The sequence below is a fragment of the Caballeronia sp. GAWG1-5s-s genome (assembly GCF_023631445.1).
Taxonomy (GTDB): Bacteria; Pseudomonadota; Gammaproteobacteria; order Burkholderiales; family Burkholderiaceae; genus Caballeronia.
Map to the genome: position 1 here is coordinate 368014 of NZ_JALQDC010000003.1, position 20304 is coordinate 388317.

A 20304-nucleotide genomic window follows, 5' to 3' on the forward strand; every position below is an offset into this window, starting at 1 on the left:
GCGGCGCCGCGCGAAGCAAGTCATGCGGACCAGCAAGATGAACGTGTGCGAGGCGTCCGCGCCCGGCGCATGTGTCTCCCCATGCGCCAAGCCCGCTTCCCGGCGCTCGGAAAGGCGCGCCGGACAAGGCTCTCGCGCGCCGCCCATGCCCGAATGGACCGTGGCGTGCGTGCTACCATTGTTCGTTATTTCATCCCGTATTCGATCGAGCATCAATGAATTCCGAGACGCATTCAACGACACCGCCCGCCACGCTTGTCATCGCTTCGCGGGAAAGCCGGCTCGCGATGTGGCAAGCCGAGCATGTGCGGTGTGCGCTGCACAAATTATATCCATCTTGCGACGTCAAAATTCTCGGAATGACGACACGCGGCGATCAGATTCTGGACCGCACGCTGTCCAAGGTCGGCGGCAAGGGTCTTTTCGTGAAGGAACTGGAAGCCGCGCTCGCGGAAGGCCGCGCCGATCTGGCGGTGCATTCGCTGAAGGACGTGCCGATGCAGTTGCCCGAAGGCTTCACGCTCGGCGCCATTCTCGAACGCGAAGACCCGCGCGATGCCTTCGTGTCGCCGCACTTCGAATCGCTCGATGCCTTGCCTGCGGGCAGCGTCGTCGGCACGTCCAGCCTGCGCCGCGAAGCGATGATCCGCGCGCGCTTTCCGCACCTCGACGTGCGGCCGCTGCGGGGCAATCTCGACACGCGCTTGGCCAAGCTCGATCGCGGCGATTACGCGGCGATCATTCTGGCGGCGGCGGGCCTGAAGCGGCTCGGGCTGGAGTCGCGCATTCGCGCATGCCTCGATGCGTCCGAGAGCTTGCCGGCGGCGGGGCAGGGCGCGCTCGGCATCGAGATTCGTGCGGACCGACCGGAACTCGCGGCGTGGCTCGCGCCGCTGCATGACGAAGCCACCGCGCTCGCCGTCGAAGCGGAGCGCGCGGTGTCGCGCGCGCTCGGCGGAAGCTGCGAAGTGCCGCTCGCCGCGTTCGCGCACTGGCGCGACGGCGCGCTGTTTTTGCGCGGCGCGGTGTCGATGCCCGATGGCAAACGCATGCTGCGCGCCGAAGAAGCGGTGCGCGCGCCCGATCTGGCCGGCGCGCTCGCGCTCGGTCAGCGGGTGTCGGCCGATCTCGAAGCGCAAGGCGCGGCCGAGATCGTCAACGCGCTTTCGACGATGAGCCGCGCCGACGCGCCCAACGAGCCGCCGTCCGCGAGCGGTTCGACGGACAATCCAGCGCCGCCGCCCGCGGCGAGCGCATCCTGATGGCGAGCGCGGTCCGCGCCACCGTCGTCATCACGCGTCCGGGCGGGCAGTCGTCGGCGCTCGTCGAGCGGCTTCAGGGCGCGGGCTTCGACGCGTTCGAGTTTCCGCTGATCGACATCGCGCCGGTCGCCGACGACGCGCCCCTTCGCGCCGCGCTCGACGAGCTCTACGCGCCCGAGCGCTACGCGCTCGTCGTGTTCGTGTCGCCGAACGCGGTCGATCATGCGTTCGGCCGCCTCTTCGCGCCGTGGCCGGCCGATGTGCCGGTGGCGGTCGTCGGGCCGGGCAGCGTCGCGGCGCTCGCGCGGCAAGGCGTGCATGCGCCGACGCATCGCGTGATCAGTCCGTCGGAAGAAGCAGACGATCCACGTTTCGATTCCGAGGCGCTCTACGCCGCCATCGAGTCGCACTTCGGGGCGAACGGGCTCGACGGCCGGCGCGTGCTGATCGTGCGCGGCGACGGCGGTCGCGAGTGGCTCGCCGAACGGCTCGAACAGGCCGGCGCGCGGGTGACGAAGGTCGCGGCCTACCGGCGTCTGCTGCCCGAGCCGTCGATGCGCAAGTGGGAGCGCATCCACGCGCTGCTGGGCGGGGATCACGCGTGGCTGCTCACGAGTTCGGAAGGCGTGCGCAATCTGGACGAACTCGCCCGCGAGCATCTGACCGCCGACGAAATCGCGCGGCTCAAGCACGCGCCCGTCGTCTGCCCGCACCCGCGCATCGCCGAAGCCGCGCGCCAAACGGGTTTTGATAGGATTACGGTGTCCGGCGCCGGCGACGAACGCATCGTGCATACGCTGGAGGCGCTGTTTCCCTACGCCTCGGCAGCGAATCAGGCGCCCGACGCGCAGGCGACGGCCGGCGCATTCTCTCGAGCGACCGACACATCGCCGGCCACGCCGCCGGCCCACCAAACGGCTCAATCACGCATGACTGACTCGAACGATTCCAAGAAAGCTTCACCTCAGCCGAACGTGACACCGCCCTTGCCGCCGAATACGCCCTTCACGCCGTATGAACAGCAGAAGCGGCGCGGCGGCGCGGGCACTGTGTTGTTGTGGTTTCTCGTCGTCATTCTGGCGGTGGCGGCGGGCGCGGGCGGCTACGCGCTGAACCGCAAAGTGGACCGCAAGGAACAGGAAATGGCGCAGCGCGTCGAGGAAGCCGATGCGCAGAACGCCGCTCTGCGCGCGAAGGCCGATCAGGCGGCGAGCGCCATGTCCGCGCTGAACACGCAGTTGATCCAGTTGCAGGGCAAGCTCGCCGATGCCGAAGCGCACAGCCAGGCGTTGCAGCAGCAGTATCAGGATCTCGCGAGCAACCGCGACGACTGGACGATCGCGGAAGTCGAGCAGATTCTCTCCAGCGCCAGCCAGCAGTTGCAGTTGACCGGCAACGTCCAGCTCGCGCTCTTCGCGCTGCAAAGCGCCGACACGCGCCTCGCCGCGACGACCGGCCCGCAAGTCGTGGCAATCCGCAAGGCCATCGCGCAGGACATCGACAAGCTCAAGTCGACGCAAACCACCGACCTCACCGGTCTCGCCATCAAGCTGGACACGGCCATCGAGCAGATCGACGGCTTGCCGCTCGCGGGCGAGGCGCCGATCGAGCGCGCGCGGGCGCAGGCCGCGGCGCCGGGCGACAGCGCGTCGATCGCGGCGGCCACCGGCGAGCCCCGCTGGAAGGTGCTGTGGCGGCAGATCACGAGCGGCATCGGACAACAGTTGTCGAGTCTCGTGTCGGTGCGACGCATCGACAATGCGGACGCCATGCTGACGTCGCCCGATCAGGGCTACTTCGTGCGGGAGAACGTGAAGCTGCGCCTGTTGTCGGCGCGTCTGTCGCTGCTTTCGCGCAGCGAGTCCACGCTGAAGTCGGATCTCGCGGCAGCGGATGCCGCGCTCGGCCGCTACTTCGATCCGTCGTCCAAAAAGGTCGCCGCCGTGCGCGATCTCGTGAAGCAGGTCGATCAGGCGTCGCTCGCGGTCGCCGTGCCGAACCTGGACGCGAGCCTTGCCGCCGTGCATCAGTTCAAGCGAGGCGGATGATGACGATTCGAGGACTCATTTGGCTCGCGCTGCTCTTCGCGGTCGCGGTGATCGTCGCGACGGTCGGCGGCTTCAATGGCGGGCAGGTATTGATCGTCGTTCCGCCGTATCGCGTGGACGTGTCGCTCAATCTGTTCGCGGTGGCGCTCGTCGTGCTGTTCATCGCGCTGTACGCGCTGATTCGGGCGGCGCGCGGCGTCTGGAAAATGCCGCAGCGCGTGGCCGCTTACCGCGCCCGCAGCCGGCTCGCGAAGGCGAACGCTTCATTGCGCGATGCCATCGGCCACCTGTACGCCGGGCGTTTCTCGAAGGCGGAGAAGGCCGCGCGCGATGCGCTTTCCGTCGCGGAGAACCAGGGCGCGGCGGGGCTGATCGGCGCGAACGCGGCGCATCGGCTGCATGAATACGGGCGTCGCGACGAATGGCTCGCGCAGATCAGCGGCGCGGACTGGCAGGACGCGCGTCTGATGGCTACCGCCGACATGCGCGCCGATGGCCGCGACGCGGACGGCGCGCTCGTCGCGTTGACGGAGATCCAGGCGCAGGGCGGGCGGCGCATTCACGCGCAGCAGATCGCGCTGCGGGCGCAGCAGCAGTTGAAGAACTGGGCCGAAGTGCTGAAGCTCGTGCGCATGCTGGAGAAACGCGAGGCGTTGCATCCGGCGGTCGCGGTGCGTTTGCGGCAGGTGGCGGCGGAGAATCTGCTGCGTGACCGGCGGCACAATCCGGACGCGCTGCTCGAATTCTGGCAGTCGCTCTCCGCGACGGAGCGCCAGTCGCCGCGGCTCGCGGATCTCGCCGCGGAACTGCTGATCGCGCTGGACCGCCGCGCGGAGGCGAGGAAGATCGTCGAGGAGGCGCTCGCGCATAACTGGGACGCGCGGCTGTTGCGGCGCTATCCGGATTGCGTCGTCGGCGGCGATGCGTTTCCGCTCATTCAGCGCGCCGAAGCCTGGCAGAAGGAGCGCACGGAAGACGCGGACCTGCTTTTCACGCTCGGGCGCTTGTGCCTCCATCAGCAGTTGTGGGGCAAGGCGCAGGCGTTTCTGGAGTCGGCGCTCAAACTGGCCGACAACGAGCCGCTCAAGATCCGGACGCATCGCGCGCTCGCGCGCCTGCATGAGCAACTGGGCGATGCCGAAAAGGCCGCCGAGCATTATCGGGCGAGCGCGCTGGCGATGAACGTCGTCTAGGTCGTGGGTTCAGCGTGACAAGGCCGCATGCGTGAGAGCGCATGTGGCCTTTGTTTTGTGGGGCGCCGAAAAAGCAGTATGAGACGCGGGCGAGGGCGCCCGCAGAAATCAATACGTCGGAACCGAAGGATCGACTTGACGCGACCACGCGTCGATGCCGCCGTACAGATTGAAGATATTCGTGAAGCCGCGCGATTCGAGGAACATGCCGACCTGGGCGCTGCGCGCGCCGTGATGGCAAATGCAGACGATTTGCGCGTCGTCCTCCAGTTCCTCGCTGCGCGCGGGAATGTCGCGCATCGGAATGGACACGACGTTCTCCATCTTCGCGGTTTGCAGTTCCCACGGCTCGCGCACGTCGAGCAAAACGGGAGCGGGGCGGGAAGAATCCGCGAGCCACGCGGCGAGTTCGGATGCGGTCAAGTTTTGCATGAAGTACCGGGCGCGGAAGATGTGGGTGAAGCGGACGCCGGGCGCATGCGGCCCGGCGGCGAGACAGGAGCTCTTAGAACTTGAACGCGGGCGGATGCAGCGCGTTCTTCAGCGGCGCGACGAAAGTCTCGAACACGGCCGACACGCGGAACTGCTTTTCGTCGATGCGCGTGATGATCTGCGCTTCCATCACCGGGGCCGTACCGACGAAGGCCGCGATGCGCCCGCCGATGTTCAGCAGTTCCAGAAATTCCTGCGGCATCACGGGCAGGCCGCCCGACACGCAGATCACGTCGAACGGCGCACCCTGGCTCCAGCCGCGCGCGCCGTCGCCGACGACTACTTCAGCATTCGTCACGCCATTCGCCGCGAGATTCTGCTTCGCGAATTCGGCGAGTTCCGGCGAGATCTCGACGGTCGTCACGCTGCGTCCGCGATGCGCGAGGAGCGCGGCCATGTAGCCCGAGCCCGCGCCGATTTCGAGCACCGTCTCGCCCTTGTGCACCGTCAGTTCCTGCAGGATGCGCGCTTCGATCTTCGGGGCCAGCATGCGCTCGCCGCCCGGCAGCGGAATTTCGAGGTCCGCGAAAGCGATGTTGCGATAGGCGGCGGGAACGTAGTTCTCGCGCTTGACGATCGACAGCAGGTTGAGCACGTCCAGGTCCAGCACATCCCAGGGACGAATCTGTTGCTCGATCATGTTGAAACGCGCTTGCTCGATGTTCATGTTCTGTGTGCGTGTTGACGACAGGAAACCGGTGCCCCGAAGCACCGGCGCGAGCGGCCGGACGGGGCGGATTGACTTCGCGATTGTAGCAAACGGACGGGTTTTCCCGCCCGCCCTAATGCGGCAGGCGAATGTCCAGCTTGAACGTGGCGAGCCGCGCGACGAGGATGAACGCCGTCGAAAGCAGCACGTTGTAGATGGTGTCGACGTCCAGTTGCGCGAGGCCGAGATAGATCCAGCAGCCCGCGAACGCGCATACCGCGTAGGGCCGCGAATCGCGCAGAATCAGCGGAATCTCGTTGCACAGCACGTCGCGCATGATGCCGCCAAAGACGCCGGTCGTGACGCCCATCATCGTCGCGGTGAACGCGGGCATCTGCGCATCGAGCGCGATGGACGTGCCCGACACGCTGAAGAGGCCGAGCCCGATCGCATCGGTGACGAGGAGCGCGCGCTGGTCGAACAGGCGCGAAGTCAGGCGTAGAAAGAGCGGCGCGAAGATCGCCATCGCGAAGATCGCGAGCACGTAATCCTGATGCTCGACCCAGTAGAACGGGCGGCGCGAGAGCAGCACGTCGCGCACCGTGCCGCCGCCGAATGCCGTCGCGAGCGCGACGAGAAAGGCGCCCACGGCATCCAGCCGCCGCTTTCGTGCTTCGATGAGGCCGGAGAGCGCATACGCGAAGATCGCGAACGCCTCCATGATGGAAATGGCGAGGGTGAGTCTCGGATGCACGGTCGTTCAGTCAGCGGGTCTTGTCTTGGGGATGATTGTGATGCCGCGGCGTGCCGCCCGGCTGCAACAGGACGAGCACGGCGCCCGCGCCGCCGTCGTGCGGACGCGCCTGACAGAAGGCAATCACTTCGGCCTTTTGCGTGAGCCACGCGCGCACTTTGCCCTTGAGAATCGGTTCCTTGCCGATGGAGCCGAGCCCCTTGCCGTGAATCACGCGCAGGCAGCGCAGGCCGCGCTTCACCGATTCGCGGATGAACTCCGCGAGCGCCTCGCGCGCTTCTTCGCGCCGCATGCCGTGCAGATCGAGTTGCGCCTGAACGATCCACGCGCCGCGCCGCAGCTTCTTCACGACTTCCTGGCTGATGCCCGGCCGGCAATAGGAAAGCGTCTCGTCGATATCGAGCAGGCTTTCCGGGTCGTACTCGTCGGAGAGCGCCTCCTGCAACACGGCTTCCTCGTCGCGGCGACTTTGCAGCGGAAGCGGCGGCGGGGGAACGCGCGTCACGGTCATGCGCGGCGGCGTCTTGAGCGGCTCGATCTGGCCGATGGACCGGCGAAACTCGTCCGCGTGCGCGGCCGCTTCGCGCTCGGCGAGCACCGCTGCGGCGCGTTCGGCGGCGCGCTTGTCGGCGTCCGACTTCAGCGCGTCCTTCAGCGCGGCGAGGCCCGCGAGCCCGTCGCGCTTGACGGCGTCCTTGACATCGCGCGGATCGGCGGCCGGCGGCTTTTCGACAGCGGCCGCGCGCGGCGTCTGCGGACGGCGAGGCTTCGGTTCGTTCGGGTGAGGATGATTTTTCGGCATCGTTCGGCCACAAAGTACGGCTGCGCGGGCAGCGGCGGACGGAAGACGGCGATCCGACGCAGCGCGCCGATTGTGCCACGGGCGCGGTCGTCGCCGAATGCGCCGGCGGGAAACAGCCTTCGACAATGCTGGAAACAAAAAACGGGCCGGCGGCGCGAACCGGGGCCCGTTTTTCGACGAAATGCATCGTCAAGGGTGAAGGCGCGCCGCGCCCTCGTGCTTACCGATCCTTTTCGTGGCTCATCGAGTGCGGCGTCGGCGTTTCGTCGATCGCTTCGAGATAACGCTGCGCGTCGAGCGCGGCCATGCAGCCGGTTCCCGCGCTGGTGATGGCCTGGCGGTAGATATGGTCCTGCACGTCGCCCGCGGCGAACACGCCGGGGATGCTGGTTGCCGTCGCGTTGCCGCTCGTGCCGCCCTTCGTGATGATGTAGCCGTTCTTCATTTCCACCTGACCCGCGAAGAGCTCGGTGTTCGGCTTGTGGCCGATCGCGACGAACACGCCTTGCAGCGGAATGTCGGTGGTTTCGCCGGTCTGCGTGTGCTTGACGCGCAGGCCCGTGACGCCGGATTCGTCGCCGGTCACTTCGTCGAGCACGTGATTCCACTTGATGTCGACGACGCCTTCCTTTTCCTTCGCGAGCAGGCGGTCGATCAGGATCGGCTCGGCGCGGAACTTGTCGCGGCGGTGAATGACCGTCACCTTCTTCGCGATGCCCGACAGATACAGCGCCTCTTCAACCGCCGTGTTGCCGCCGCCGATCACCGCCACTTCGCCGTTGCGATAGAAAAACCCGTCGCAGGTCGCGCAGGCCGACACGCCTTTGCCCATGAACGCCTGTTCCGACGGATTGCCGAGATACTGCGCCGACGCGCCCGTCGCGATGATGAGCGAATCGCACGTGTACTCACCGGCGTCGCCAATCAGCCGCAGCGGACGCTCGTTGAGCTTCGCGGTATGGATGTGGTCGAAGACGATTTCGGTGTTGAACCGGCGCGCGTGTTCTTCCATGCGCTGCATCAGTTCCGGACCCTGCACGCCCGAAGGATCGCCCGGCCAGTTTTCGACGTCGGTGGTGGTCATCAGCTGGCCGCCTTGCGCGAGGCCGGTGACGAGCAGCGGCGCCAGATTCGCCCGGGCCGCGTAGACGGCGGCGGAATAGCCGGCGGGGCCGGAACCGAGAATCAGCACTTTGGCGTGTTTGGGCGCGGGTTGCGGTGATGACATGATGGTGGTCCGTTATGGATGGTCGGATCGGCAGTGCATGCGCTCTGCTTCGCGCAGCAAGTTCGGCACCTGATGCGTGCCGGCCGATGACCCGTAGTTGGATGTGAAACGTCAATTATAAAGGCCGCTGCGAAAGCGTTCTGAGTGAACCTTTCAATCGCTTTGATAGGCGCCCGTCGCAGATTTCACGCAGAAACGGGCGATGAACGGCATGTGAGGAGTGTTACAGGTTGCAAGAACGCGGCCGTTTTTGCGCCTTTCACCGCAATGCAGCGTTTACAATAGGTCACCGTTCATGCGGCCCCGATCTAACTGACGAAGGCCGCGACAAGCGACACCGAATCAATGGCCAAAGCATCCTATTCCGCGAGCCCGCAGGCGTTGCCGCACCGCATGTCGCGGCTCTTCACCGAGATTCGCTGGATTCTCCAGGTCGCCCTCGGGCTTTTCCTCGTCATGGCGCTGATTTCGTACAGCCGGAAAGATCCGAGCTGGACGCACGCGGTGAGCGTCGATCACATTTCCAACTGGGCCGGGCGCGTCGGCGCGTACACGTCGGACATTCTGCTGCTCGTGTTCGGGCTGTCGTCGTACTGGCTCGTCGTGCTGCTCGGGCGGCGCATCGTCGCGAATTACCGGCGCATCGCGGAGCCGGCGGCGCAAGCATCGTCGGACGATGAAAACGCGCCGCGCGACCGCACCTGGCTTGCGGAAGCGTTCGCATTCGTGCTCGTCTTGCTCGCAACGGACGGCATCGAGGCGCTGCGCATGTGGTCGCTCAAGGTGCCGCTGCCGCGCGCGCCGGGCGGCGTGGTCGGCGACATGATCGCGCGTCACGTGTCGCATGCGCTCGGCTTCACGGGCGCGACACTGTTTCTGCTGATTGCGCTCGCCATCGGTCTCTCGCTGTACTTCCGGTTCTCGTGGCTCTCGGTGTGCGAGAAGGTCGGCGAGGGCATTCTGAACGCGATCACCGGCGCGCAACTGCGCCGCGAAGCGGGCCGCGACCGCAAGCTCGGCGAAGAAGCCGCATCGAAGCGCGAAGGCAAGGTCGTGCGCTCCCGCGTGACGAGCGAGGATCACGAGCCGATCGTGATCGTGCCGCCGGTCGCCACGCCGCCGCGCTCCGAACGCGTCGAGAAGGAAAAGCAGGTGCCGCTTTTCGCCGATCTGCCGGGCGATTCCACATTGCCGGCCATCGCGTTGCTCGATCCGCCGCCGAAGACGCAGGAAACCATCGCCGCGGATACGCTCGAATACACGTCGCGCCTCATCGAAAAGAAGCTGAAGGACTTCGGCGTGGAGGTGAGCGTGGTCGCCGCGTATCCGGGGCCGGTCGTGACGCGCTATGAAATCGAGCCGGCGACGGGCGTGAAGGGCAGCCAGATCGTCGGACTCGCGAAGGATCTGGCGCGCTCGCTGTCGCTGGTGTCGATCCGCGTGGTCGAGACGATTCCGGGCAAGAACTACATGGCGCTCGAATTGCCGAATCAGCGCCGGCAGACGGTCAAGCTCTCCGAAATTCTGGGTTCCGAAGTCTACGCGGCGGCGGCCTCGCCGCTCACGATGGGCCTCGGCAAGGACATCGGCGGCAATCCGGTGTGCGCCGACCTCGCGAAAATGCCGCACTTGCTCGTCGCGGGCACGACGGGCTCGGGCAAGTCGGTCGGCATCAACGCGATGATCCTCTCGCTTCTCTATAAAGCGAGCGCGGAGCAGGTGCGGCTCATTCTGATCGATCCGAAGATGCTCGAAATGAGCGTCTACGAAGGCATTCCTCATCTGCTGTGCCCGGTCGTCACCGACATGCGGCAGGCCGGTCACGCGCTGAACTGGGCCGTCGCCGAGATGGAGCGCCGCTACAAGCTGATGAGCAAGATGGGCGTGCGCAATCTCGCGAGCTTCAACTCGAAGATCGACGAAGCGAAGAAACGCGACGAGAAGATCCCGAATCCGTTCAGCCTCACGCCCGACGATCCCGAGCCGCTCACGCGCCTGCCGAACATCGTCGTAGTGATCGACGAACTCGCCGATCTGATGATGGTCGTCGGCAAGAAGGTGGAAGAACTCATCGCGCGTATCGCGCAAAAGGCGCGGGCGGCGGGCATCCATCTGATTCTCGCGACGCAGCGCCCTTCGGTGGACGTGATCACCGGCCTTATCAAAGCGAACGTGCCGACGCGCATGGCGTTCCAGGTGTCGTCGAAGATCGACTCGCGCACGATTCTCGATCAGCAGGGCGCCGAATCGCTGCTCGGCATGGGCGACATGCTGTATTTGCCGCCGGGGTCGGGCCTGCCGGTGCGCGTGCACGGCGCGTTCGTGTCGGACGAGGAAGTGCATCGCGTGGTCGACAAGCTGAAAGAGCACGGCGAGCCAAATTACATCGAAGGCATTCTCGAAGGCGGGCTTGCGGGCGAGGGCGACGAAGGCGCGGCGGGCGCGGGCGGAACCGGCTCGACCGATGGCGAGTCCGATCCTTTGTACGATCAGGCGGTCGAGGTCGTGATCAAGAACCGGCGCGCGTCCATTTCGCTCGTGCAGCGGCACTTGCGCATCGGCTATAACCGCGCCGCGCGCCTTTTGGAACAGATGGAGAATTCGGGTCTCGTGTCCGCCATGTCGTCCAACGGCAACCGCGAGATCCTCACGCCCGCGCGCGAGTCGGAATAGCGGGGGCGGCAACGGAAGGAGAACAACAGCATGAAGCAGTACACGGGGAAGAAGGCATTCGGCGCGGCGCTGCTGTCGGCGTCGATGCTGTTTGCGTCGCACGCATTCGCAAGCGGCACCGAGCAGTTGAAGATGTTCGTGTCGCAGGTTCACGCGGCGCGCGGCGACTTCACGCAGCAGGAAGTCAAGGCGCCCGGCAAGGCCAACAACGGCGCAAGCAGCACCACGACGCCGACCAAGGGCGCGACATCGAGCGGCACGTTCATGTTCGCGCGGCCCGGCAAGTTCATCTGGTCCTACGAGAAGCCGTATTCGCAGTTGTTGCAGGCCGACGGCGACAAGCTCTACGTCTACGACAAAGACCTGAACCAGGTGACGGTGCGCAATCTCGGCGGCGCGCTCGGCGCGAGCCCGGCGGCCATTCTCTTCGGCAGCAACGATCTGGAGAAGAACTTCACGTTGCGCGATGCCGGCGTGAAGGGCGGCATCGACTGGCTCGAACTCACGCCGAAGGCGAAGGACACGCAGTTCCAGACGGTCGGCATCGGCTTCAAGGATGGCAATCTCGAAGCGATGGAACTGCACGACGTATTCGGCAACGTGACCCTGCTCACGTTCTCGAACATCCAGAAGAACCCGCCGGTCAAGGCCGACACCTTCAAGTTCAACGTGCCGAAAGGCGCGGACGTCATCAACGGATGATGTCGCGGCGCGGCTCTTCGGAGCCGCGCGTCGTTTGCGTCGCGTCTAGCGATATTCCGTGACGAGCGTCACTCGCATCGCTGACGGCGATCTGTTTTGCATCGACAACAGTCCGCCCGAAGCGCCGACGCCGAATGCACCGTCGCTCGCTGCCGCGATGCGATGGCCGTTGCCGTCGACGAAGTCCGCGACCAGGGCATCCGGTTTCGCACGATGGTTGTCGACCATCAGCGAAACCACGGCGTTGGGGGTGCTGTTCGGAAAAGCGTCGAACGCGACGGTGGCTGTTCGTCCGTTTTGCCTCAGCGTGGTCGATGCGCCTGCGTGCATGCCTGGTCCTGCCGATATTGCCGATACCACTAAAGGTGGCGAGACAAGCGCGCCTCGGAACGTGATCGTGCCGCCCGGCATGGTGTAGGCGTTCGCCGATAGGGCGAAACAGGCGGCCACGCCTGCCATTGCGATTCGCCAGCTTCCCGTTCTGCGCAGCGTCATGTTGTTCATCGTGTTCCCCTAATTGGTCGTGTTGTCGCGGTTCGATACCGCGCGCATCGGCGGATACGGTCTTACTCGATCCTTCAATGCGTCAGACGATAATAAGAGGACTCCGATCGATTCGACAATGACTTTTCGCTGGCGCGGATGAAAAAAGCGCGATGCGTGTCGTCTGGGCAGATGTCGGATAGTTTCGACTGCTAACAAGCCGCAATCGTGACGCGCGATGAAGGCATCGACGACACTTCTCTAACGCGATGCGACAGCGCTTGGGGTTCAGCGCCGCGAACGGAAATCACAGCGCGCGCCAAGCACTTCTCCACAACTTCTGTGCAACGCCCTGTGGAAAAGCGCCTGACAAGTCGCCTAGCGCGTTGATTCTCGAGCCGAATCCGCGCGCGCTGGCGTTGCGGTCACGAGGCGACCGCAGCCCGCCGCGTCGACACCAGCAGCAGATAGCACACCGCGCCGAGCGCGAGCGCCGGCAGCGTCGCGCCTAGATTCGGCAGCCATGCGTTGATCGCGTGATAGGCCGCGATCCCGACCGCCCACGCGATGAACGCGCTCACGTGCCAGCCGCCCGAGTAGCCGTAGCGTCCGTCGAGCCGGCCGACCGCGGCAGCATCCACGCGGCGCTTTCGCACGATGAAGTGATCCGCCAGCACGACGCCGAAAAGCGGCGCGAACACCGAGCCGATCAGGAGCAGAAAGTTCTGATACTTGCCCATCGCCACGACGAGCGCGACCAGCGTGCACAGCGCGCCGAACGCCGCCGACAACATCGGCACGCTCGCGCGCGCCCAGAACGTCCCGGTGGACACGGCGGCCGAGTGAATGTCGGCGAAGGCGTTGTCGATTTCATCGATCAGAATCAGCAGCAGCGCAATGCCGCCGCCCGCCTGCGCGAGCGCGACGGTCAGCAGCGTGTCGCCGCCGCCCGCAGCGAGCCCATACACCGCGCCGAGCGCATAGAACCACAGATTCGCAATGCCGTAGCCGAGCAGCGTGCCGCGAAACGTGCCGCTCGCGCTGCGGCCGAAGCGCGTGTAATCGGCGATGAGCGGCAGCCACGACAGCGGCATCGCCACCACGAGGTCGATGCCCGCGCCGAACGCCATTTCGCCGGTGCCGGGGCGCGCCATCAGCGCGGCGAGATCGTGCTTCGACAGCAGATTCCACGACAGCCAGCCGGCCCCGCCGAGCAGCAGCCAGATGCCCCATGTGCGCAAGAAGCGCCGCACGAACGAGAGCGGTCCGCTCACCGCAAGCAGCGTCGCGAGCACGCCGAAGATGAGCGTCCAGACGAGCTGCATCGAAAGATGGAAGGATTGTTTGGCGAGCGCGTCGGCGGAATCGCGCATCACGATGATCTCGAACGATCCCCAGCCGACCAGTTGCACCGCATTGAGCACGGCGGGCACCGACGCGCCGCGCACGCCGAGCGTCGGGCGCAGCGAGGACATGGCCGCGAGCCCGGTATCCGTGCCGACCACGCCCGCGAGCGCCAGCAGCACGACGCCGATCACCGTGCCGATGGCGATCGCGGCGAGCGCGTGCGGCAGCGAAAGGCCCGGCACCAGCAAGGCGCCCGCCTGCGCGACGAGCAAGCCGATGCCGAGCGAGAACCACAGCGCGAAGGCGTCGCTCATGCCGAAGGCGCGGCGCTCGGAGGGCACCGGCACGAGCGGCGCGTAGGTGGAGGTGTTCTCTTGCTGCATCGAAAGGTCTGCCTATAGAAGTCGGTTGGAGCGGCGCCGGTCGCGCCCGGCGCGCGGCTGTCATAATCACCCGAATCGTGCGCGATTGTGCCTGCCGTCGTCCGGCTTGAAAACTAGGCCGAACGGCCGATGCCGGGCGCACGGCAAAAAGCGCAAGATTATCGCCGCCTGCGGATTCTGCGCGAGACCCCGCATCCATTGCTTCAACCGCCTGAAATTGCGTCCACAGCACATGTTCGAAGAAAACCGTGGCACCGTTCCGCTCGCGGAGCGTCTGCGTCCCCGCACCATCGACGAAGTCATCGGGCAGAAGCATTTGCTCGGGCCGAGCAAGCCGCTGCGCGTCGCGTTCGAGTCGGGCGAGGCGCACTCGATGATTCTGTGGGGCCCGCCCGGCGTCGGCAAGACCACGCTCGCGCGCCTCATGGCAGCAGCCTTCGACGCCGAGTTCATCTCGCTGTCGGCGGTGCTCTCCGGCGTGAAAGACATCCGCGAGGCCGTCGAGACGGCGCAGATTCATCGCGCGAACGGGCGGCAGACGCTCGTGTTCGTCGACGAGGTGCATCGCTTCAACAAGAGCCAGCAGGATGCGTTCTTGCCGCATGTCGAGTCGGGACTTTTCGTGTTCGTCGGCGCGACGACGGAAAATCCGTCGTTCGAAGTGAACAGCGCGTTGTTGTCGCGCGCGGCCGTGTATGTGCTGAAGAGTCTCGATGCCGACGAGCTGAAGGAATTGCTCGAACGGGCGACGGCCGAGCTCGGCGGACTGACGTTCACGGACGAAGCGCGCGAGGCGCTCGTCGGTTCGGCCGACGGCGACGGCCGCAAACTGCTGAACAATCTGGAGATCGTCGCGCGGGCGGCGGCGCAGCAGAAGAAGACCGAGGTGGACGGCGCGCTGCTCGGCAGCGCGCTCGCCGAAAATCTGCGCCGGTTCGACAAGGGCGGCGACGCGTTCTACGACCAGATCAGCGCGCTGCACAAGTCGGTGCGCGGCAGCAATCCGGACGCCGCGTTGTACTGGTTCTGCCGCATGCTCGACGGCGGCGCGGACCCGCGTTATCTCGTGCGGCGCATCGTGCGCATGGCGTGGGAGGACATCGGGCTCGCCGATCCGCGCGGCGCGCGCATCGCGCTCGACGCCGCCGAAACGTACGAGCGTCTCGGCACGCCGGAGGGCGAACTCGCGATCGCGCAGGCGCTCATTTATCTCGCCGTCGCGCCGAAATCGAACGCGGGCTACAACGCGTACAACGAGGCGCGGCGTTTTGTCAGCCGGGATCAGTCGCGTGGCGTGCCGGTGCATCTGCGCAACGCGCCGACCAAGCTGATGAAAGAACTCGGCTATGGTCACGAGTACCGCTACGCGCACGACGAGCCGGACGCGTACGCCGCGGGCGAAACGTATCTGCCGGACGGCATGCGCGATCCGCACTGGTATCAGCCGACGCCGCGCGGCCTCGAAGGCAAGATTGGCGAAAAGCTCGCGCGGCTTTCCGAACTCGACGAAGCCTGGCGCCTCGAGCATCCGGACCCGAAGAAGCGTTGAGCGTCGTTTCGCGGCGGCACCAGGCGCATTTCGCGACGCGATCCCGCGATGCCGGCGAACGCCTGAGCCCGTGCGCTAGAATCGGCGTTTCCGAATACTTAACAAACGCAGCCCCGCCATGCTCGACATTCAACTCCTCCGCAAAGACCTGGACGGCGTCGCGAAGCGCCTCGCCGATCGAGGCTACACGCTCGACGTCGCCGCCTTCGCCGCGCTCGAAGCCGAGCGCCGCGAGATTCAGACGCGCACCGAAGAACTGCAGGCGCGCCGCAACAGCCTGTCGAAGCAGATCGGCGCGATGAAGGGCCGCGGCGAGGACACGTCGGCGGTGATGGCGGAAGTGAGCGGCATCGGCGACACGATGAAGGAATCGGCGGCGAAGCTCGAAGACATTCAGAAGCGCCTGTCGGACCTCATGCTGACGGTGCCGAACCTGCCGCACGAAAGCGTGCCCGTCGGCCAGGACGAGACGCACAACGTCGAAGTGCGGCGCTGGGGCGCGCCGCGCGCGTTCGACTTCGAGGTCAAGGACCACGTGGACGTCGGCGCGCCGCTCGGCCTCGACTTCGAGACGGGCGCGAAGCTCTCAGGCGCGCGCTTCACGCTGCTGCGTGGGCCGATTGCGCGGCTGCATCGCGCGCTCGCGCAGTTCATGATCGACACGCATACGGAACAGCACGGCTACACCGAGGCGTACACGCCATACATCGTGAATCCGGAGATTCTGTACGGCACGGGCCAGTTGCCGAAATTCGCCGACGACATGTTCCGCGTGGAGAAGGGCGGCGACGAGAACACGGTCACGCAGTACCTCATTTCGACGTCCGAGATTTCGCTGACGAATACGGTGCGCGACAGCATTCTCGAAGCGAGCGCGCTGCCGGTGAAGCTGACGGCGCATTCGCCGTGCTTCCGCTCGGAAGCGGGTTCTTACGGTCGCGATACGCGCGGTCTCATTCGCCAGCATCAGTTCGACAAGGTGGAGATGGTGCAGGTCGTCGCGCCCGAACACTCGTACGCGGCGCTCGACGAGATGGTCGGACAGGCCGAAGCCATTCTGCAGAAGCTGGAACTGCCGTATCGCGTGATCACCCTCTGCACGGGCGACATGGGTTTCTCGGCAGCGAAGACGTTCGATCTCGAAGTGTGGCTGCCGGCGCAGAACACGTATCGCGAGATCTCGAGCTGCTCGAACACCGAGGCGTTCCAGGCGCGGCGCATGCAGGCGCGCTTTCGCAACGCGCAGAACAAGCCGGAGTTCGTGCACACGCTCAACGGCTCGGGGCTCGCAGTCGGCCGTACGCTCGTCGCCGTGCTGGAGAACTTCCAGAATGCGGACGGCTCGGTAACCGTTCCGGCGGCGCTGCGTCCCTACATGGGCGGGGCGGAGCGCATTGAAGCGCCGGCTGCGTGATGTTTATTTGCAAAAAGGTGCTTGGAAACCTTTAGCGACTTCGATATACTTCGATTCTTCGTTGAGCAACGACCCGTTCAGCGAAGGCCGGCAGCAGCAAGCTGGTAGACGGAAAGGTGGCAGAGTGGTCGAATGTACCTGACTCGAAATCAGGCGTACGGTTTCCCCGTACCGTGGGTTCGAATCCCACCCTTTCCGCCAAAATTCAAAACCCCGCAAGTCGTCAGGCTTGCGGGGTTTTTCCTTTTGGGGCTGCCGTTGGAACGCATGGATGCCATGCGTTCATGTTCCACAGACCGGCGAACAGGCGGGCGCGCGTATCGTCTGAAGCGCTCTCAAACCGCGCAGCGCGCCACATCGAAGCGCAGTTCGGGCTCGGGCACGCCACCGTCGTCCGACGCGGCATGCTGCACCTTCACGATCGACCCATAGCCCGACGGCGTCAGCGTCACGAGCCACGCGTTCGATCCTACGAGAAGCTCCGTCGAGCCCTGATCGCGCGTGATCTGCGCCGATGGCAGCATGCGCTGAAGGCAACTGGATACATCCGACGCCGTGCGCGCCGAAGACACATAGATCACAGGTTTCGATGCCCGCAGTTCCGGGCCACTCGTCGATCCACACGCGGCGAGCGCCGCCGCAGCCGACGCCAACACGCAAGCCAAACTCAAGCGATACAAGCTCATAACGCTCCGTACGAAAAGTCGATTCGTCGCACTTGAACACAGACGAAGACGCATCGCAAGGGCAGCGATCGGGCGAGAGACGCAGCCCGAAAGCAGCCGGCGACGAAAGCGGGAATGCTATCATCGGCCTCATTGTCCTCGTGCGCGGCGCGCGTCGAACGTTCGCGAACGGCGGCCCGGCGCCCGCATGCAGGCGGCACGAATCCATCCGCATCGCTCAATGGCCATCACGCTCAAGACCCCCGCCGACATCGAAAAGTTGCGCATCTCTGGCCGCATGGCCGCCGAAGTTCTCGCGATGATCGCCGAACACGTCCGCCCCGGCGTCACCACGGACGAACTCGACGCCATTTGCAACCGGTTCATCGTCAACGAACTCAAGGCCGTTCCGGCGAATGTCGGCTACATGGGCTTTCCGAAGACCGTCTGCACGTCGGTGAACCACGTGGTCTGCCACGGCATTCCGGGACCGAAGGAACTCAAGGACGGCGACATCATCAACATCGACGTCGCCATCATCAAGGACGGCTACTTCGGCGACACGAGCCGCATGTATTACGCGGGCACGCCCGGCAAGGAAGCGCGCCGCCTCACCGAGACGACCTACGAAGCGATGCTCGCAGGCATCCGCGAGGTGCGTCCCGGCGCGACGCTCGGCGATATCGGCTTCGCGATTCAGTCGGTCGCGCATCGCGAAGGCTTTTCGGTCGTGCGGGAGTACTGCGGCCACGGCATCGGGCGCGTGTATCACGAAGACCCGCAAGTGCTGCACTACGGCCAGAAGGGCGCCGGTCTGCGACTGAAGCCGGGCCTCGTCTTCACGATCGAGCCGATGATCAACGCGGGCCGCGCGGCCACGCAGCAATCGCGCGATGGCTGGACGGTGACCACCAAGGACCGCTCGCTCTCCGCGCAGTGGGAGCACATGGTCGCCGTCACCGACGACGGCTACGAAGTGCTCACGCCGTGGCCGGACGGCACCGGCGCTTATGAGACGCCGTGAGCGGCGCCTTCTGCCGCAAGCTCTGCCGGCCTCGCGCGCCGCGCAGACGATGTGCGCTGTAAGGCACTTTCCGACGATTTAGGAATTGACGGGTTCGCCCGTTCGGTTGAAGCTACGCGAATGGGCCATGTGTACGAGCCGCCGCAAGGCGTTCGAAGCACAGCCAGAAAGCCAGAGAGATAATTGCCCGCATGAGTCCCTCACTGACCGTCAGCCGCATTGCCGCGCAACAAGGTTCGGTTCTGCGCGAGCTTCGCACGGCGTCGCTGCGCGAAGCGCCCTACGCGTTCGGCGAGACGCTCGAAGATGCACTGCTCGTCGATCCCGCATCGTTCGATCAGACCGCCGCGCTGCACGCCAGCTCGCCCCGGCTCGCGACGTTCCTGCTGTACACCGAAGGTCATCCCGCGGGGCTCGTGCATGCGTACATCGAGGAGAGCGGCGACAAGCGCGCGTTCGTGAGCGCGCTGTGGGTCGCGCCGGCCGTGCGTCATCTGCGCGGCGGTGAACTGCTCGTGAACGTCGCGTCGCAATGGCTCGCCGAGCAGGGCGTATCCGAAGTGCATGCGTGGATCGCCGATGAAAACCGCACCGCGATGCGCTTCTACGAACGGCTCGGCTTCGGTCCCACGGGCGATCGCCGCGCCATGCCTCCGAGCGAGCAGGAAGCCGAATCGCTCTATGTGCGTCACGTGAAGCCCGGACACGACGCCTGAGACTTTCGGGCGCATCTCGTCGCGCGTTCTTCCTTTCCAGCGCCTGCAAATCGGTCTTAAAAACTATGGCCGCGAGCGTGTACGCCTGTAAAATACGCAAAATTTTTGGCCGTTCCTATGTCGCTCAACAAAACGCCCTTCTTCGAACTGCGCAGCGGCTCCGTCGACACGCTTCTCTTCGTCGTCAAGACTCCAGACCTCGATGCCCTGCGCACAGAACTCACGCGGCGCTTCGAGGCGACTCCCGAATTCTTTGCTAATGATGTCGTCGCCATCGACGTGCGGCGTCTCGCGGCTTCGGGCAACGGCGGCGAAGGCGAACCCATCTCGCTCGCGGAACTGGAGACGCTGCTCAAGAGCGTGCGCATGCGGCCGGTCGGCGTCGTCGCGCTGCCCGCGCAAACGTGGGCGATTCAATGGGCGAATGCGGGCGGCCTGCCGATTCTCGAAGCACGCGATCGCCGCGGCGCGCCGAAGCCATCGGTGGACGAAGCCAAGCCCAACACCGAAGCCGCAGCCGTTATCGAAGCGGCTGTCGCCAAGGAACCGCCGCCCGCGGTGCCGCAACCGGCGACCATCATCGACCGGCCGCTGCGCTCGGGGCAGCAGGTCTACGCGAAGGGCGATCTCATCGTGCTCGGGCTCGTGTCGTACGGGGCGGAAGTCATCGCGGAAGGCAACATCCACGTCTATGCGCCGCTGCGGGGCCGCGCGCTCGCCGGCGTGCACGGCAATCTCGACGCGCGCATCTTCTGCACCTGTCTCGAACCGGAACTGATCTCCATCGCGGGAATCTACCGGACGACCGAGAACCCGCTGCCCGCCGACGTGGCGAGCAAGCCCGTGCAAATCTGGCTGGACGAAGAAAAACTCATGATCGAACCGCTGCGGCTGACCTGAAGCCGCGCGCCCGGTGCGTT

General features: G+C 65.5%; 18 protein-coding genes and 1 tRNA gene. 11 read left to right on the forward strand and 8 right to left on the reverse strand.

Going from position 1 to position 20304, the window contains the following annotated elements; genetic code table 11:
- Window positions 1-215: 215 nt before the first annotated feature.
- Genes hemC through NCR34_RS04145 form a run of 3 tightly spaced genes read left to right on the forward strand, consistent with a single transcriptional unit; the run spans window position 216 to window position 4503 of the window.
- Window positions 216-1262: a hydroxymethylbilane synthase gene (gene hemC, locus NCR34_RS04135; RefSeq protein ID WP_250499144.1), complete on the forward strand. Its 1047-nt coding sequence runs from the start codon at window positions 216-218 to the stop codon at window positions 1260-1262.
- Window positions 1262-3310 carry a fused uroporphyrinogen-III synthase HemD/membrane protein HemX gene (hemDX, locus tag NCR34_RS04140; protein WP_250499145.1) on the forward strand — a complete coding sequence of 683 codons (2049 nt, stop codon included), beginning with the start codon at window positions 1262-1264 and terminating at the stop codon, window positions 3308-3310. The genes hemC and hemDX overlap by 1 nt, the downstream gene beginning before the upstream one ends.
- On the forward strand, window positions 3310-4503 hold the full coding sequence (locus NCR34_RS04145) for a heme biosynthesis protein HemY (RefSeq protein WP_206468200.1): 1194 nt from the start codon (window positions 3310-3312) through the stop codon (window positions 4501-4503). Before hemDX ends, NCR34_RS04145 begins: the two co-directional genes overlap by 1 nt.
- A 108-nt stretch (window positions 4504-4611) precedes the next feature.
- On the opposite strand, the gene NCR34_RS04150 is transcribed toward NCR34_RS04145, so the two are convergent.
- The 5 genes from NCR34_RS04150 to trxB all read right to left on the reverse strand — a co-directional run bounded on the left by NCR34_RS04150 (window position 4612) and on the right by trxB (window position 8428).
- Window positions 4612-4935 (reverse strand): rhodanese-like domain-containing protein, encoded by a 324-nt coding sequence (locus tag NCR34_RS04150; RefSeq protein ID WP_175939728.1) that lies wholly within the window; start codon window positions 4933-4935, stop codon window positions 4612-4614.
- A 73-nt stretch (window positions 4936-5008) separates the two neighbouring features.
- A complete protein-coding gene (locus NCR34_RS04155; protein ID WP_244848127.1) occupies window positions 5009-5662 on the reverse strand; it encodes a protein-L-isoaspartate O-methyltransferase family protein in 654 nt (217 codons plus the stop codon).
- 115 nt (window positions 5663-5777) lie between these two features.
- Window positions 5778-6398: a trimeric intracellular cation channel family protein gene (locus NCR34_RS04160; protein ID WP_175939730.1), complete on the reverse strand. Its 621-nt coding sequence runs from the start codon at window positions 6396-6398 to the stop codon at window positions 5778-5780.
- 10 nt (window positions 6399-6408) lie between these two features.
- Entirely contained in the window at window positions 6409-7200 is a 792-nt protein-coding gene (locus tag NCR34_RS04165) for a Smr/MutS family protein (RefSeq protein ID WP_250499146.1), read from the reverse strand.
- 220 nt (window positions 7201-7420) lie between these two features.
- Window positions 7421-8428 (reverse strand): thioredoxin-disulfide reductase, encoded by a 1008-nt coding sequence (gene trxB, locus NCR34_RS04170; RefSeq protein ID WP_175939732.1) that lies wholly within the window; start codon window positions 8426-8428, stop codon window positions 7421-7423.
- A 345-nt stretch (window positions 8429-8773) separates the two neighbouring features.
- Between trxB and NCR34_RS04175 the strand changes: the two genes are divergently transcribed.
- Window positions 8774-11101, forward strand: coding sequence for a DNA translocase FtsK (locus NCR34_RS04175; RefSeq protein WP_250499147.1), 2328 nt, complete (start codon window positions 8774-8776; stop codon window positions 11099-11101).
- A 30-nt stretch (window positions 11102-11131) separates the two neighbouring features.
- Entirely contained in the window at window positions 11132-11803 is a 672-nt protein-coding gene (lolA, locus tag NCR34_RS04180; RefSeq protein ID WP_250499148.1) for an outer membrane lipoprotein chaperone LolA, read from the forward strand.
- Window positions 11804-11848: 45 nt separating this feature from the next.
- On the opposite strand, the gene NCR34_RS04185 is transcribed toward lolA, so the two are convergent.
- On the reverse strand, window positions 11849-12307 hold the full coding sequence (locus tag NCR34_RS04185) for a hypothetical protein (RefSeq protein ID WP_250499149.1): 459 nt from the start codon (window positions 12305-12307) through the stop codon (window positions 11849-11851).
- 404 nt (window positions 12308-12711) lie between these two features.
- A complete protein-coding gene (gene cytX / locus NCR34_RS04190; RefSeq protein WP_250499150.1) occupies window positions 12712-14016 on the reverse strand; it encodes a putative hydroxymethylpyrimidine transporter CytX in 1305 nt (434 codons plus the stop codon).
- A gap of 232 nt (window positions 14017-14248) precedes the next feature.
- Here cytX and NCR34_RS04195 point away from each other — a divergent pair, with 232 nt between their 5' ends.
- From NCR34_RS04195 to NCR34_RS04205, 3 genes are all read left to right on the forward strand, one after another.
- Window positions 14249-15565, forward strand: coding sequence for a replication-associated recombination protein A (locus tag NCR34_RS04195; RefSeq protein WP_250499151.1), 1317 nt, complete (start codon window positions 14249-14251; stop codon window positions 15563-15565).
- 118 nt (window positions 15566-15683) lie between these two features.
- Complete coding sequence (gene serS / locus NCR34_RS04200; protein ID WP_250499152.1) at window positions 15684-16979, forward strand: serine--tRNA ligase; 1296 nt, start codon at window positions 15684-15686, stop codon at window positions 16977-16979.
- 110 nt (window positions 16980-17089) lie between these two features.
- A tRNA-Ser gene (locus NCR34_RS04205) sits at window positions 17090-17180 on the forward strand.
- Between the two features lie 134 nt (window positions 17181-17314).
- Here the strand turns inward: NCR34_RS04205 and NCR34_RS04210 are convergent.
- Window positions 17315-17665 (reverse strand): hypothetical protein, encoded by a 351-nt coding sequence (locus NCR34_RS04210; protein ID WP_206467760.1) that lies wholly within the window; start codon window positions 17663-17665, stop codon window positions 17315-17317.
- 220 nt (window positions 17666-17885) lie between these two features.
- On the opposite strand from NCR34_RS04210, the gene map reads away from it, so the two are divergent.
- The 3 genes from map to minC all read left to right on the forward strand — a co-directional run bounded on the left by map (window position 17886) and on the right by minC (window position 20284).
- Window positions 17886-18668 (forward strand): type I methionyl aminopeptidase, encoded by a 783-nt coding sequence (map, locus tag NCR34_RS04215; RefSeq protein WP_250499153.1) that lies wholly within the window; start codon window positions 17886-17888, stop codon window positions 18666-18668.
- Between the two features lie 191 nt (window positions 18669-18859).
- A complete protein-coding gene (locus tag NCR34_RS04220; RefSeq protein ID WP_175939740.1) occupies window positions 18860-19384 on the forward strand; it encodes a GNAT family N-acetyltransferase in 525 nt (174 codons plus the stop codon).
- A gap of 117 nt (window positions 19385-19501) precedes the next feature.
- Window positions 19502-20284: a septum site-determining protein MinC gene (gene minC / locus NCR34_RS04225; RefSeq protein ID WP_250499154.1), complete on the forward strand. Its 783-nt coding sequence runs from the start codon at window positions 19502-19504 to the stop codon at window positions 20282-20284.
- Window positions 20285-20304: the final 20 nt, after the last annotated feature.

What these genes read in the sequence shown, in the direction of transcription:
- NCR34_RS04185 (WP_250499149.1), bottom strand. Translation starts at nt 12,307, where the DNA reads ATGAACAACATGACGCTGCGCAGAACGGGAAGCTGGCGAATCGCAATG.
- serS (WP_250499152.1), top strand. Translation starts at nt 15,684, where the DNA reads ATGCTCGACATTCAACTCCTCCGCAAAGACCTGGACGGCGTCGCGAAG.
- trxB (WP_175939732.1), bottom strand. Translation starts at nt 8,428, where the DNA reads ATGTCATCACCGCAACCCGCGCCCAAACACGCCAAAGTGCTGATTCTC.
- NCR34_RS04220 (WP_175939740.1), top strand. Translation starts at nt 18,860, where the DNA reads ATGAGTCCCTCACTGACCGTCAGCCGCATTGCCGCGCAACAAGGTTCG.
- NCR34_RS04175 (WP_250499147.1), top strand. Translation starts at nt 8,774, where the DNA reads ATGGCCAAAGCATCCTATTCCGCGAGCCCGCAGGCGTTGCCGCACCGC.
- minC (WP_250499154.1), top strand. Translation starts at nt 19,502, where the DNA reads ATGTCGCTCAACAAAACGCCCTTCTTCGAACTGCGCAGCGGCTCCGTC.
- NCR34_RS04150 (WP_175939728.1), bottom strand. Translation starts at nt 4,935, where the DNA reads ATGCAAAACTTGACCGCATCCGAACTCGCCGCGTGGCTCGCGGATTCT.
- cytX (WP_250499150.1), bottom strand. Translation starts at nt 14,016, where the DNA reads ATGCAGCAAGAGAACACCTCCACCTACGCGCCGCTCGTGCCGGTGCCC.
- NCR34_RS04165 (WP_250499146.1), bottom strand. Translation starts at nt 7,200, where the DNA reads ATGCCGAAAAATCATCCTCACCCGAACGAACCGAAGCCTCGCCGTCCG.
- NCR34_RS04195 (WP_250499151.1), top strand. Translation starts at nt 14,249, where the DNA reads ATGTTCGAAGAAAACCGTGGCACCGTTCCGCTCGCGGAGCGTCTGCGT.
- map (WP_250499153.1), top strand. Translation starts at nt 17,886, where the DNA reads ATGGCCATCACGCTCAAGACCCCCGCCGACATCGAAAAGTTGCGCATC.
- hemC (WP_250499144.1), top strand. Translation starts at nt 216, where the DNA reads ATGAATTCCGAGACGCATTCAACGACACCGCCCGCCACGCTTGTCATC.
- NCR34_RS04210 (WP_206467760.1), bottom strand. Translation starts at nt 17,665, where the DNA reads ATGAGCTTGTATCGCTTGAGTTTGGCTTGCGTGTTGGCGTCGGCTGCG.
- NCR34_RS04155 (WP_244848127.1), bottom strand. Translation starts at nt 5,662, where the DNA reads ATGAACATCGAGCAAGCGCGTTTCAACATGATCGAGCAACAGATTCGT.
- NCR34_RS04145 (WP_206468200.1), top strand. Translation starts at nt 3,310, where the DNA reads ATGACGATTCGAGGACTCATTTGGCTCGCGCTGCTCTTCGCGGTCGCG.
- lolA (WP_250499148.1), top strand. Translation starts at nt 11,132, where the DNA reads ATGAAGCAGTACACGGGGAAGAAGGCATTCGGCGCGGCGCTGCTGTCG.
- hemDX (WP_250499145.1), top strand. Translation starts at nt 1,262, where the DNA reads ATGGCGAGCGCGGTCCGCGCCACCGTCGTCATCACGCGTCCGGGCGGG.